The sequence below is a fragment of the Kamptonema animale CS-326 genome (genome assembly GCF_028330895.1).
Classification (GTDB): Bacteria; Cyanobacteriota; Cyanobacteriia; order Cyanobacteriales; family Microcoleaceae; genus Kamptonema; species Kamptonema formosum.
Genome location: NZ_JAQMUA010000407.1, coordinates 1 through 14,232, shown reverse-complemented (window position 1 = coordinate 14,232; position 14,232 = coordinate 1). Strand labels below are relative to the sequence as shown.

Genomic DNA, 14,232 nt, shown 5'->3' with positions numbered 1-14,232 from the left:
CGCTTGCGGTAAAGATACCGCAAGCGAAGGCGGCGTTACAAATTCTATTTTATAATAGCCACTCTTTAAGTAAATTAAGATTAATTGGAGTTAAAGTAACTTTCACTTCAAGTTGCTGTTTTACATCTCGCAGGGTCATAACTTCTTTTTCTTTAAAGGTAATTTCAACATTTTGTAGTTCAATAGTCTGATATTCAAATTGATGGAGTTCTACGCGAATCGCCAGTTCCGACTCAGACTGAGGATAAATGTATAAATGCTGTTTGAGATTATCTAATTCAAGTTTTTGAGCTATCTGGCTGTGTTCTAAAGGAGAATCTGGTTTATACCAATAGAGCGTATCGCCGCCCCGAATTTCTGGATTCACAATCACAAATATTTGATCGAATCTTTGAGATTGCCAGTTAACTTCACTCATCCCCCCGATTTGAGGAATTAGCCGTTCCACCCAGTTAACTTCTTTACCATTGAGATTTGCCCACCAGTGGCGAATAATATCTAAGTTATTAGTATTTTCTGGATTATGACTGCCGTGCTGCCAGACTGTTAAAAGTTCCATACATTTTAAATGATGTCAGATTTTAGATTTTAGCTTTGAGCTTGAAGATTAGAAGTGAATGCCTCTAAAATATTTTACATGGAATTACCCATTGTTTATCACAATGATTACGTTGCCCCACTACCGCCGGGACACCGCTTCCCGATGGCAAAGTTTCAGTTGCTTTCCGAGATGCTGTTGGCCGATGGAGTAGCTGTGCGATCGCAGTTTCACTTACCAACACTCCCAAAGCGAGAGTGGATTGAGTTAGTCCACGAGCCTGATTATGTTCAAGCTTATTATAATGGAACATTGGACGCTAAAGCACAACGGCGAATCGGTTTACCTTGGAGTCCCGCTTTGGCAAACCGTACTTGCATCGCTGTAGGGGGTACTATTCTCACAGCTCAATTAGCGATTTCTCACGGTATAGCCTGCAATACTGCTGGAGGAACTCACCATGCTTTTCCTAGTTATGGCTCTGGTTTTTGTATCTTTAATGATTTAGCGATCGCATCTCGTGTTCTGCAAAAAATGGGTTTAGTACAGAAAGTATTAATTGTCGATTTAGACGTGCATCAGGGAGACGGAACTGCTGTGATCTTCCAAGATGATTCGAGCGTATTTACTTTTTCAATGCACTGCGAAGTCAACTTTCCGGGAACTAAACAACAAAGCAATTTAGATGTATCTTTACCTGTAGGCATGGAAGATGACGAATATCTTCAGACCTTAGCTAAATATTTACCAGATTTGCTGTCAGCTGTCAATCCCGATCTAGTTTTGTACGATGCTGGTGTCGATCCGCACAAGGGCGATAAACTGGGGAAGTTAGCATTAACTGATACTGGTTTATTTAGGCGAGATATGCAGGTTTTATCTACTTGTTTGGCTGGTAGATACCCAGTTGCTTGCGCGATCGGTGGCGGCTATTGTGATGATATGAATGGCTTAGTTTATCGGCATTCCCTACTGCATCGAGCCGCGAGTTTACTCTGGCGACAATATCGGCTGTAATTGTTAGTTGTTAGTTGTTAGTTGTTAATTTTAACTAGGTAGAATTGATTAAACTTAATTATGTGAGGGCAAGCATAATCATGCCCTTGCAAGGATTAATGATATTGTTGTTAGAATTAATGATGTCATTGCGAGCGAAGCGAAGCAATCTAAGCCTTTGGGATTGCTTCGCTTTGCTCGCAATGACAGGAACTTCCCCATAATAGTAATTTTCCATAATAGGAACTTACCGATAATAGTAATTGTCTCTAATATTAATTCCTATAACAGTTAATGGTTCTTCGCTAAGCTGTTCAGCTTTTAAATAGCTTAATACAGTTTCAATATTTAACAGTTTAGCTTTATCGATCGCTAACAACCAACAACCAACAACCAACAACTAACAACTAACAACTAACAAGCAACAACCAACAACCAACAACCAACAGACTTTCACACATCTATAACCCCAGCTAAAGCGATCGCAGCAATTCTTTTCCTATAAACTTTTAATAAAACTTAGTAAAATCGCTAGCAATTTTTACAAAAACGTGCGATAATTCAATCCTAATTGCCGAATTGCCCTTTTTAGTTCAGAGTGCAGCTCTACCTTAACAAATACCCATAATGGAAAGAAAGTTAACTCCCAGTGAGTGGCTACCTCCAACTTGGCTGAGATTTATCCTCATCACCATCTTAATTTTGGGGATATTTTTTAGATTTGCCAATCTCGACAGTAAAGCCTACTGGTTTGATGAAACTTCTACATCTCTACAAATTTCTGGCTATAGCGATAACCAAGTAACCGAGCAAATTTTAGACGGCCGCGTAATAGATATTCAAACCTTCCATAAATATCAGTATCCTAGCCCCGAAAAAACCGCCACAGACACCATGAAAGGACTAGCGGTAAAAGAACCTCAGCTTACACCTTTATATTTTGTATTTACCAGGTTTTGGGTGCAGCTATTTGGCAATTCCGTCGCGGCGACTCGGAGTTTCTCAGCCGTCGCTAGCCTGCTAGCTTTCCCCTGCATTTATTGGCTGTGTATTGAACTATTCAAATCGCCTTTGACAGGATGGATTGCGATCGCGCTTTTAGCCGTCTCCCCATTTCATTTAGTGTACGCTCAAGAAGCGCGACCTTACAGTTTATGGACAATAGCCATCTTACTTTCTAATATTACCCTACTGCGAGCGATCCGCCTGCAAAATATTAATAGTTGGGTACTTTATGCAGCCACCATAATTTTTGGCATCTACTCATTTCTATTCTCTGCCTTAGTTATCATTGCTCACGGGATTTATATATTAGCAATAGAAGGATTTCGTTTAAGTAAAATCTTAATTCACTACATAATTGCTTCCCTAGTAGGAGTTCTAGCTTTTATCCCTTGGATTATCTTCGCTCTGATTAATGTTCAAAAAACTAACGAGGGGAGATGGGGAACAACTTCAACCTCTATTTTTACTTTAATTAAAAGTTGGATTCGCGGCATTAGTTTATTTTTTGCTGACTTTAGCCTCAACGAGGATAGCCCATCAATATACTTTATTCCCTACACCGCCGCTGTATTAATTATTTTTATCCTGGTCTGCTATTCAATGTATTTCTTATACCGCCACAGCCCCAAACAAGTTTGGTTGTTCATCTTTATTTCCATTGCAGTACCAGCGGTAGCTCTGATCGTACCAGATTTAATTCTCGGAGGAGCTCAGTCAACTATAGCCCGATATCTACTTCCATCTTACTTAGCCATGCAGCTAGGAGTTGCTTACCTCTTCGCTCATAAACTTAGTGATTCAGTCACACCCCAATTGCAAAAAATATGGCAGTTTGCTTTGATTATGCTAATATCAATTGGTATATTTTCTTGTGCTGTATTTTCCCAATCCGAACTTTGGTGGAGCAAAGCAGAAGGTAATGTTAATTATCATTTAGCTCAAGTCATCAACCAAGCTAAGGCACCTCTTGTAGTTAGCGACGCTTATTTTGTCAAAACCTTGGCTCTTAGTCACTACCTAGAACCAAAAGTACGGTTTCAATTAGTAGCTGAACCCCAAATTCCTCAAATTGCCGATGGTTTCAATGATGTGTTTATTTACGACTCTTCCCAAACTCTACGCGACGAATTAGATAAAAAGTATAGTTTACAGCCTGTAGATACAGGTTACTCGATCAGAAATGCTTACAATCCCACTCTGTGGCGGCTAGTAAAATAGCGCTCAATAATCTCTAAATATCGATCCATGCTCAATCAAAATATTTCGGAAAAATCAACTAAATTGCTAGTTGTTATTCTTAACTACCGAACGCCTACCTTAACAATCGACTGCTTGTACTCGCTAGTTGACGAAATTTCTGTTTTACCTCAAACTCATGTAGTAATTGGTGACAATAACTCCGGCGATGGTTCCGCAGAAATAATTGCCCAGGCAATTGAAACTCAAGGTTGGAGTGAATGGGCATCTTTTGTACCCCTAGAACGAAATGGTGGCTACGCTTTCGGCAATAATGCCCTGATTCATCCGGCCCTGCATTCCTCCGATCCTCCTCCCTATTTTCTACTCCTAAACCCCGATACAATTGTGCGCCCAGGGGCCTTAAATTTTCTCCTTGATTTCATGGAATCTCACCCCGAAGTTGGCATTGCTGGCAGTCGTTTAGAAGACCCAGACGGTACACCACAAAAGTCAGCTTTTCGGTTTCATACTATTGCTAGTGAAATTGATTATGGTTTGCGTTTAGGTGTGGTTTCAAAATTATTAGCTTCTTGGTGCGCGTCCCCTCCCGTCTCCCAAGAAACCTGTCAAACTGATTGGGTTGCTGGGGCAAGCATGATCGTCCGCCGCGAAGTATTTGAAACCATTGGATTGCTGGATGAAGGCTATTTCATGTATTATGAAGAAATGGATTTTTGCCTACAAGCTAAAAGGTCTGGTTGGAGTTGCTGGTATGTACCAGAAAGTCGAGTTGTACACCTAGTAGGGCAAAGTTCAGGCGTTACAGATACTAAAATTATTCCTAAGCGTCGGCCTCAATATTGGTTTGATTCTCGGCGACGGTACTTTGTCAAAAATTACGGTTGGCTATACGCTGCGATCGCTGATATTTCATGGTTTTCTGGCTTTCTCGTATTTCAATTACGCCGCCTAATTCAGCGCAAACCAAATACAGATCCGCCGCAATTACTAGGCGATTTCGTGCAAGGTAGCGTATTCTTCAAAGGAACAGATTAAAATTATGGTAATGCAACCGGAATTAAGCTCAACTGTGAACGAGCTAGAAAGCCCAAGTTTGGGACTTTGGGAACAGATTAAAGAAGACTGGATCGCTCACGGTTGCGATTGGACTAAGCCAGGATTTCGAGCCGTAGCAGTTCAACGTTTCGGCGTGTGGAGAATGAGTATTGAACCCAAATTACTCCGCGCTCCTTTGAGCATTCTTTACCGAGCAATGTACCGCAAAATTCGCAATACTTACGGTATTGATTTACCCTATACTGTTAAACTCGGCCGCCGCGTAGTTGTAGAACATCAAGGTGCTATTGTGATTCATGGTTACTGTTCCATTGGTGATGAATGCGTTATTCGCCAAGGCGTAACTCTGGGAAATCGTTATTTAGATCGTCCTTTAGATGCGCCTAAATTAGGCGCTCGTGTTAATATCGGTGCGGGTGCAAAAATTCTCGGTGATGTCACTTTAGGCGATGATGTCAATATTGGCGCTAACGCTGTAGTTTTATCAGATATTCCCTCTGGAAAAACAGCCGTTGGTATCCCTGCTAAAATTATCAACTCTACCAATTCTGAAAGTCAAATTAATTAACATACTTATGAATATTTATCTCCTTTCAGACCGTGCTTTATATTCCAGTGTCAGTTACGATCCACTATTTGAATTAGAAGACATATTAGTGAAAACTTGCGGAGCAAAATTACTAATTCCTACTCAAAGTCAGGGGGCACAATGGGCAAACCAACAGCCGAAAATTGCATCTAATTTTCTTAATAAAGTTGTGCGCCGCACCACAGGTTCCTACAAGCTAACAGATGAAGCCCTCGAATCTATAAAGAAGCCTAATGTTTTACTAATAATTGCTTTGTGCGGAGCTAATTTAGCTACCCTCTCAAGTATCTCTAATTGGAGAGATAAGTTTGATGTAGTTGCTGCCTATATCTTCGATGCTTGGGGCTTTCATATTTACCCAAAATACACAAGTCAATTAGATCGTTTATTTGTACCAATGCCGGAATTAATAGAGGGGTTGAAACAATCTTTCGCGATTCCCGTATCTTCTTTACCTTTTGGAGTCGATGCTCTGACTCATGGCTCTTCCGGCGGCGTTAACCGCCCGATTGATTTGATTAGTTATGGCAGAATTCCCAAACAATATCATACTGCTTTTAATAATAAATTTAATCAGCCTGGTTCGGGTAGAATCTATTACCGTTCTACACCTAGAGCTGGAGAAAATTATCCCAAAATGCCCTATGAAGAGCGTAGAGATCGGGAAGATAGGATGTTATTATTTAAGATTTTGAGAAGAACTAAATTATGTTTGGCGTTTGATACCCTGTATCCAGGTATGCGAGAGTTTCCTCATTCTTTTGTGACTCTGAGGTGGTTTGAAGGTGGCGCGGCTGGCTGTGCAATTATTGGGAAAAGACCGATTACTCCTGCTGCTGAACAGTTGTTAAACTGGGAAGATGCAACTATTGAGTTGCCAGATGACCCGGAAGCGAGTGTAAAATTGATTGAAGAGCTTTTACAGGATGAGCCGCGCCTTCATTCTATCCACAAACGAAATTATATCGAGAATTTGACTCGCCATGATTGGCGGTGGCGAATTAAAAGTATGCTGGAAGAGTTGAAGATTCCCTTACCTGTTCGTCTTGCTGAAGAGTTATCACAAATGTTAGTAGTTAGTAGTTAGTTGTTAGTTGTTGGTGGTCATTGCGAGCGTAGCGAAGCGCAGTTGCGAGCTCCGCGAAGCAATCTGAGGGTACGAAGCAAGCCCGAAGCAATCGCAATAGGTTGAACTCACTTTGAGGTTACTAAAGGCAGAACTTATGAATTGTAACTTTGTGGCAAAGTTTTGGGATTGCTTCACTGCGTTCGCAATGACAACCAACCAACTAACAACTAACAACTAAAAACCAATAATTAACAACTAACAACCAACAACTAACAATTAACAACTAACAACTAACAACTAACAATCAACAATTAACAATGGTTGAATCAGTTAATATTCAGACTATTTCTGCTACAGAACCAGATTGGAGCCGTGAAAAATGCGAGCGTTGGTGGCAACCTAATCGTCAATTACTCAAATCTATCCGTAATTATCAAAAGTGGCAGGTTTATGGTGGAATTATTGGAGGTTTTTTATCTCGTTGGAATGTGCTTTTACACAGATTTTGGAGTGTTGTCACTGGAGCGGATATTCCTTTAAACTGCCAGTTAGGAGGGGGGTTAATTATCCTTCATCCCAACGGGATCGTGATTCATCCAGGGGCGTTTATCGGCCCAAATTGCTTGATTTTACAACAGGTAACAATTGTGGAAGGGGTGAAAATTGGCGGCCATGTTGATATCGGTGCGGGAGCGAAAATTATTCGGGCTGTGACTATTGGCGATCATGCTAAAATTGGGGCTAATGCTGTAGTTATTTGCGATGTGCCGGCAGGAGCGACGGCGGTGGGAGTGCCGGCGAAAATTATTAATTTGCCAAGTTCTGGGGAGAATGTTAATTAGTAGTTAGACAGAAATACATCTGGTAATTATGCAACACCTAAATTACTGGGAGTTTAAGGGGTTTGAAAATGTTTATCTAGAGGATAGTTATGTCTTAGATATCCATGCTAGTACATCTGTAGAAATCCGTATAGAAGCTGTCCTCACTGAAAATCACTTTCTCTACGCTCAACCATTAGCAGGGGAACAGTATTGTTATCGGCGGATGACGATAAAATTTGCACATCCTCACACTTATAATCTGGTACTACAAAACATAAATCCTATTCCCGATCCAGATGGTAGCGTTGATTATGGCAACATTGATGAATTTTTTAGTGATGATGGCAAATACTACCTTAGAGGTGAATGGGGAGAATTGACAACAGTTTCTGAACCTCCCTTACTTTACTCAGACTATATCCCTGTCAAAAATGGTGAAAATACCATCGAAATAGATGTGGATAAAATAAATATGTGTGAGTGGAAGCGAGAAGGGGCGATCAACCTAATTTATGAGGGAAATTCAAAGGAAATTTTATCAATTCAGATTGACGAAGAGAAAGATTCAAGAGGCTTTGCAGCGGCCTTAGCATATATGAACGAACTTGAAGGAGGTTATTCAACTCAGTTTACGGGCGGAGGAGGACTGAGTTTTGATAAAATAAAGCAATTTTATTCTCCTAATTCCAAGGATGAAAATGTAAAAGCATTTTCTCTCAATTTTTCTGTGGCTGCAATTAGTAAATAGAGTGTCGATCGCGCTTTTCTCCCCATACATAAATAATGGCGCTTGTCAACAACAAGCGCCATTATTTTTAACTACGATCGCGGCGGTTTCTGTTCTTTAAACTCCGCTAGCCATTCCCGAACCTGTTCGGCAGCAATATCGCGGCTCCCTAAACCAAAAGCCAGAGCGATCGCCACTGCGATCGCACCCAACAACAGCCCAAAAGCCAAATTCACAATATTGCTAGCAATTCCCATCTGTTGCAGCGCCATCGCTGAAACCAGCGCAATAATGCTGATCCGAGCAGTTTGAGCTAAAAGTCGAGCTTGGCGAGTGCCAGAACTAGCAATCAAGTTGTAAGCCAAATTAGCCAAATACAAACCGATCGCAAACACTACAAGCCCAATCAACACTCTGCCAGAAATGACGATAATCTGATTGACAATCGAAGTCAGAGCATCCAGGTTGAGGACATCCGTAGCCGTCACCGTCGCAAACAGCATAATCCCCACCAGCGCCACAATACCAGCAATTTCTGAAGGCGTGCGCGAAGGTATCGCCGTCGGAAGTTCCGGCTGGATTACTGTTGCGTATGGATCTAAGGGGGTCACAGTTGGCGGTGTGACTGTCAAATTAGGCCGCGATTGCAAACCTAGCCAGTAGAAAATATTGTTGAAGCCAATTCCCGTGAGAATATTAGCCACCAAATCGGCAACAAAACGACCGATAAAATAGGCGATCGCTAAAATTACCCCAGCCGTAAAAATCTGCGGAATCGCATTCAGAATCTGAGTCAACATCGACACCGCAGGAGCCGAAATCGCATCAACTCTCAGCGCATTTAAGGCTGCGATCGCAGTCGGAATTAAAATCAGGACATAAACAATCGTCCCCACAATCCACGAAAGCGTCTGTCCTCCCACCGATTGAGTCAGTCCAACTCTCGCCCCCAACAAATCAGTCCCAGTCGCCGCCAACAAATTAGTTACAATTCGGCGTACAATCTGAGCGATCAGCCAGCCAGTCGCCCCAATAAACAGCGCCGCCAACACATTCGGCAAAATTGACAGAATATCGTCAAGCAATCGCTGCACTGGTTGCAGCGTCCCCTCCAACTCCAGAGTGCTCAATACTGAGGGCAAAAATAGCAGAAAAATGAACCAGTACAGAGCATTTCCCAAAGTCTCGCTCAGAGACAACTGGTTTTGTGCTGGAGTTCCAGCCACCTGTTGATTCAAGCGCTCATCCAAGCGAAAGAGCCGCAGCCCCCGCGTCACCACCAGCTTCGAGATCGTAGCCAGCAGCCAGGCGACTGCCAAAAGCCCAGCAGCGCCCAACACCTTTGGTAAAAACACAGTAATCTGATTCAGCAAGCTAGTCAGCGGTTGAGAAGCCGCCGTAAGCTGGAGTTTATCTAAAAAGCCCACCAACGCAAAAATCATCACCAGCCAGAATACTGCACTGGCGATCCATTTATCGACTGGAGGCATCTCCGTGCCCCCTTGTTGCCCTCCAATCCAACCAGCCAGGCGGTTATCGAGGTTAGTGCTATCTAGCAGCTTTTTTGTGAGAAACTCTGCAATTAGCGCTATTACGTAGCCAATCACCAAAATCCCGATCGCCAAAACTAGATCGATAATCGGGTTAAATTCCGGGGGAAGTACCCTCAAAGGATTGGGTAAAACAGGCATTTGCTGTCCCAAAATCAGCCCAGATAGGACAGGCTTGAGGATATCTGTACCCTGTGTAATCTCTTGCCAAGTTCCATTCATATTTTTATTAGGTTAACGTCAGATTTGACCAGTAAAAATGCGAAACTGCAACTAATAGCATCTAGCTTGCAGGTTATATGTCACATCGTCAAGTTTTTGAGCAATCAATAGAAATTAGTGCCAGTGCAACAGTAGTGGAGCGATGTATCACTGATAACGTTTTAATGCACAAATGGCTAAATCCAGTTCTGCGCTGCGAACCCGTAGGTAATTGGGACACAAATGTAGGAAGCCGCAGTCGCTTTATCATACAAATTCCTATTTTGCAACCCACTTTAGACAGTATAGTTTTGGAGCGAGAACCAGGTCTAATTGTTTGGGGGTTTGAGGGATTTTTTCAGGGGCGCGATCGCTGGGAATGTCAACCCCAAGGTGAAGTTACTCGTCTGCTCAACCGCTTTGAATTCGAGATCCCTAATCCCCTAATTCGCTTCGGCTTTAACCGCTTTGCCGCCCCTTGGACACGGAGGGATATGCAAGCACAATTACGCCGCCTTAAAGGGGTAGCAGAGGAACAAAATGGCTAATGGCTAATGGCTAATGGCTAATGGCTAATTGTTAATTGCTAATTGCTAATTGTTAATTGCTAATTGCTAATTCAGGACTTACGCACCCAACCAAAGAAACCGGGTTTTTTTACGAAAATATTTCGTTGTTACCCACAGATTCTCTCAAAAACCCGGTTTCTGGGACGACCTGCGTAAGTCCTATAATAGAGATACGATTGTTACTTGGTACTACCAGATTGTCTCGGCTCACAAATCACTTGCTTAGCCGTATCTGCTGCCTGCCGAGCTGTATTTTGCAGAGCAGGTGAACTTTGATAGATAGCTTGCAAATCCTGTGCATCTTTAATCACTCGCTCATAGATAGCAACAGCCTGATTACCGTCAACTTCTAACGCTTGAGGAGTATAATTTTGCAACACTTCAATCAGCGATATCTTGTTGTCGCTAGCAGATGCCACTAAAGCATCCCGTAACGCCAAACTGCCTTGAGCGCGAGTAACAGGAGGATAAGCAACTTCAGCCATCTGTTTGAGCATAATTTCCCCAAAGTAAGTATTTAGAAGCCGCGTTACTAATTGCGAATCTAGACTTACTTCTCGCGTTAACATACTGCGAACTGATTCAGGGTTTTGTTTAGCAAGATTCAGAACGCTTTGCAACTGAGAAGAGGGTTTGCCAGTTTGGGCGAAGGACTGTAAATCGCTCATCGGTAAAGCGATATCAAGAGCACCGTACTTGACAGTAATCTGTTCAACAGCAAAGGCTTTTGAGCTGTTCAGCAGCGCTGCACCTGTTCCCAACAACAACGCCAAACTTAGGGATAAAGACTTTGATACTCCCTTTGCCAAAAGAGCGGAGTTCAAGCGAACACCCTCAAAATATCCAAGTTGAAACCGAAAGTTCATTCGTTTAAGCCTCTCTACACAGTCAAAGATAGTTTCTTGGAGCTAACGATCTCTCCCTACTTTAGATCTAGGAGATGCACTCTAATGTTCCCTTAAATACCAGTTAAAAAAGCTATGTATTTTTAGCCACTTTAACCAGTCTTTAGATAGATTTCAGAGTTCACGCTATTTGCTAATCATCGCTCTAGAAGCCTTGCCAATTTATTCTGAAGGTTAGGCAGTTTTGCAAATTGTTTTTTGCACCTCTGGACTGGTTCGTAAGAAGGTTAGCACTTTTTGTCCCTCAACAACAGCCTGGTTATAAAGGTTGACAATTTTTTGGCCATCGATGACAATTGCATCAGTACCCTGATAGGTTTGTAATACTTCTAAAAGGGACATTTGCCCATCCTTAATTACTAGATTCACTGTTGCTTTCAGATCGTCTACCATTCTCGCATAATTGCTACCTGGAGTCAGATATTTGCTAACTTCGGTGAGAGCCAGTTTCCCGTAATATGAGTTAAGCAAATCATTCAATACATTAGGAGCAACATCCACTTTTTTGCTCAAAACTTCGCGAAAACCGCTGATTTGATTCGGGGTTGCTTTGGCAATTTGAAAAAGCGAACGCAATTGATTAGAAACTTGACCAGTATTTGCAAAGGTTACAAGCTCAGGAATTGTAACCGATACATCAACCGCGCCGTATTTAACTTTAATTGCGTCTATCGCAACTGCACTACTGCTAAAAACTAACAAACTAGCACTTGCAGCTAACAGAACTGCCATTCCTACAGCTAGACTTTTTGAGATCCGCTTACTTACAACACGGTATAGTTTACGAACGCTCTGAAACCACCCTAGTCCAAACAGAAATTTCATTTGCTTCTCCCTTAGATATTGAGTGAAAATAGTCCTGACACCAACCCGGCGCTAAAAGTTAAATCAGTAGGGCGCGCCGGGAGTTGTACAGAGATAGCCTGATTTTACGGGCTTTTCTCTCTTTGCACAATCGCCCTCTCCCGATCATTCTACCTTTGAAATGCGTAAGTGCTCTAGAACTTTTCTACTGCACCCCATATAACTTTACAAAACATCCTTCTGCATTCCCCCCTCAACCAGTTGTTGAACTGTCATATATCGCGACTCATCCTTTCCAACAATTGGCGGACGATCGCAGCGTCCTCAGCGTGGGGAATGTTTGTCAAATACATTTCTAAGTCTTGGCGGGATTCTTGCCAACGACCGAATTGATAATAGAGAATTCCCCGATCTCGCCTTTCACCTGCTGCATCTGGAAACAGCAGTAGAATTCGCTCGATCGCAGCCAAGGCTCTAATTCGATCGCCTTGATTTAGATAAATAGCTTTAAGATTGCTCAACATCCGCCCTAACATTTGCCTGCGGCTAACTGGTGCTAGAAATGCGGGTTGCAATTCTACTGGTTGACCATAAATTTGAGAAAGTCGATTTTTACAGTCTTCTGGAAATAATATTTCTCCTTGATTGAAGGCATCGACATAGATACCTACATCCTCGAAATCGGGGCGAATTAAAAAATGTCCAGGCATTCCAATTCCAATCATGGGAAAGTCAATTCGTTGGGCTATTTCTAAATAAAGTAAAGATAATGTAATCGGGATGCCTGTTCGACAGTCGATGACGTGATTGAGAAAGCTATTGCGGGGATCGTAGTAGTCGGCTGTGTTGCCGCTAAATTTTAAGTCTTCGTAGAGATAGCGGTTTATGGTTTGAATAATTCGTAGGGGATAAAGTTGTCGTGGCAGCCGTTCTTTCACCTCAGCGGCCATTGTGTCGAGGGCGTTGAGGTATTCATCAGGATCGATGTTTTGTTCTTCTTCTTGGGCTATGTAAAGGGCAGCTTTTGCTAGGTTAATTTGCTGGTCTAGATGGTTGATTTCTTGCTCAAAAAGTTTTCGCGATCGCGATTCGTTCATCATAGGGAAGAAGGAAGAAGGAAGAAGGAAGAAGAGAAAATGGGAGGCTTTTTCCCCAAATACCAGTTAACAGTTGTTAGATTCCTCAATACTAGCTAAATCCCGTGACTTTTGCCAATTACCCAGTTACGACGGAAAAAACGGGCTAATGCTGACTCTTCTAAAGATAAAAATATTGGTCTTCCGTGAGGACAAGTGCGGGGATTGCGAGTAGATTTCCACCGATCTAATAAAGTCTGCATTTCTTGTAGAGTTAGAGCAGTACCATTGCGAATTGCACTGCGACAAGCAGTAGCTACTTGAGCGGTTTGCAAGTCTCCAACTTTACTAATTTCTGTCAGGGCATCTTGACAATCATCTCGTTTTGCTAACAATGCTGGAGCACTGCGTGCTGCCCATAGTTGCTCGCCAAATGGTTCTATTTCTAAACCCAATCGCTGCAAATTATCGACTTGAGTTGGCGATAATTGATTAAGAATCACTGGTGGTTCTAAGGACACTAATTGCCAAGCGTAACATAACTGCTCGTATAAAACTCGTTCGTGGGCGATGTGCTGTTCTACTAACCACATTCCGCTGGGATGTTCGGCGAGAATGTAGGTATTGTGGACTTGAGCGATCGCTCTCAATTCCATTAGTCCTAGATCGCTGCTATTTTGCGCTGGTTCGCCGTCACCATGCGGTTGAATAGAACGGTTGACATTATAACCACTCTTTTGTTCAGAGGCTTTGAGTAATTTACCAACTCGCTCAGGTAGGGGCATTTCTGGCATAATCTCAGCGTTAAGCTGCAAAGCTCGTGCGATCGCAACGCCAATCTGCTCTTGCCAGTAAATCATGTTATGCAGATAAATTTCTGCCTTAGCGGGGTGGCGATTCCAGTCTATTTGCTCTGGGTCAATTTGGAAGTGAATAAAACAGATGGGGTAGCGATCGCGCGGACAAGTCCGCCCAAATGCACTCAGAATGGTTTGCTCTAATTCTGGCGATCGCACAATCCGCCCATTCACAGCAACTTTAACCCAATCCGGCCGCCGCCGATGACATCGATCCGGTAAACCTATTACTAAATCTAAAGATTGAGCAGGTAATTGGTAATTGG

The 14,232-nt window shown here is 42.5% G+C and carries 14 protein-coding genes; 8 read left to right on the top strand and 6 right to left on the bottom strand.

Features of this window, described 5'->3' with window-relative positions; translation table 11 throughout:
• Positions 1-49 precede the first annotated feature (49 nt).
• Positions 50-559: a hypothetical protein gene (locus PN499_RS24140; RefSeq protein WP_007353555.1), complete on the bottom strand. Its 510-nt coding sequence runs from the start codon at positions 557-559 to the stop codon at positions 50-52.
• A 78-nt stretch (positions 560-637) separates the two neighbouring features.
• Here PN499_RS24140 and PN499_RS24135 point away from each other — a divergent pair, with 78 nt between their 5' ends.
• From PN499_RS24135 to PN499_RS24105, 7 genes are all read left to right on the top strand, one after another.
• Positions 638-1,555, top strand: a complete 918-nt coding sequence (locus PN499_RS24135; protein WP_272035326.1) for a histone deacetylase family protein — start codon at positions 638-640, stop codon at positions 1,553-1,555.
• A gap of 606 nt (positions 1,556-2,161) precedes the next feature.
• A complete protein-coding gene (locus tag PN499_RS24130) occupies positions 2,162-3,757 on the top strand; it encodes a glycosyltransferase family 39 protein (RefSeq protein ID WP_272035324.1) in 1,596 nt (531 codons plus the stop codon).
• A gap of 27 nt (positions 3,758-3,784) precedes the next feature.
• Positions 3,785-4,774: a glycosyltransferase family 2 protein gene (locus PN499_RS24125; RefSeq protein WP_272035322.1), complete on the top strand. Its 990-nt coding sequence runs from the start codon at positions 3,785-3,787 to the stop codon at positions 4,772-4,774.
• A gap of 4 nt (positions 4,775-4,778) precedes the next feature.
• A complete protein-coding gene (locus PN499_RS24120) occupies positions 4,779-5,363 on the top strand; it encodes a serine O-acetyltransferase (protein WP_272035321.1) in 585 nt (194 codons plus the stop codon).
• 7 nt (positions 5,364-5,370) lie between these two features.
• Positions 5,371-6,471, top strand: a complete 1,101-nt coding sequence (locus PN499_RS24115; protein ID WP_272035320.1) for a glycosyltransferase — start codon at positions 5,371-5,373, stop codon at positions 6,469-6,471.
• Positions 6,472-6,770: 299 nt separating this feature from the next.
• Positions 6,771-7,295 carry a serine O-acetyltransferase gene (locus PN499_RS24110; RefSeq protein ID WP_272035319.1) on the top strand — a complete coding sequence of 175 codons (525 nt, stop codon included), beginning with the start codon at positions 6,771-6,773 and terminating at the stop codon, positions 7,293-7,295.
• 28 nt (positions 7,296-7,323) lie between these two features.
• Positions 7,324-8,025 (top strand): hypothetical protein, encoded by a 702-nt coding sequence (locus PN499_RS24105; protein WP_272035318.1) that lies wholly within the window; start codon positions 7,324-7,326, stop codon positions 8,023-8,025.
• Between the two features lie 71 nt (positions 8,026-8,096).
• On the opposite strand, the gene PN499_RS24100 is transcribed toward PN499_RS24105, so the two are convergent.
• Positions 8,097-9,776, bottom strand: a complete 1,680-nt coding sequence (locus PN499_RS24100; RefSeq protein WP_272035317.1) for a mechanosensitive ion channel — start codon at positions 9,774-9,776, stop codon at positions 8,097-8,099.
• 77 nt (positions 9,777-9,853) lie between these two features.
• On the opposite strand from PN499_RS24100, the gene PN499_RS24095 reads away from it, so the two are divergent.
• On the top strand, positions 9,854-10,303 hold the full coding sequence (locus PN499_RS24095) for an SRPBCC family protein (RefSeq protein ID WP_272035316.1): 450 nt from the start codon (positions 9,854-9,856) through the stop codon (positions 10,301-10,303).
• A 200-nt stretch (positions 10,304-10,503) separates the two neighbouring features.
• On the opposite strand, the gene PN499_RS24090 is transcribed toward PN499_RS24095, so the two are convergent.
• The 4 genes from PN499_RS24090 to mutL all read right to left on the bottom strand — a co-directional run.
• The gene (locus tag PN499_RS24090; protein WP_272035315.1) at positions 10,504-11,190 is read right to left on the bottom strand and encodes an alpha/beta hydrolase; all 687 of its coding nucleotides are present in this window, start codon (positions 11,188-11,190) and stop codon (positions 10,504-10,506) included.
• Between the two features lie 213 nt (positions 11,191-11,403).
• Positions 11,404-12,054: an alpha/beta hydrolase gene (locus tag PN499_RS24085; RefSeq protein ID WP_272035314.1), complete on the bottom strand. Its 651-nt coding sequence runs from the start codon at positions 12,052-12,054 to the stop codon at positions 11,404-11,406.
• 251 nt (positions 12,055-12,305) lie between these two features.
• Positions 12,306-13,130: a SirB1 family protein gene (locus PN499_RS24080; protein WP_272035325.1), complete on the bottom strand. Its 825-nt coding sequence runs from the start codon at positions 13,128-13,130 to the stop codon at positions 12,306-12,308.
• Positions 13,131-13,225: 95 nt separating this feature from the next.
• On the bottom strand, positions 13,226-14,232 hold a 1,007-nt coding region (gene mutL, locus PN499_RS24075), incomplete at its 5' end, for a DNA mismatch repair endonuclease MutL (protein ID WP_272035313.1).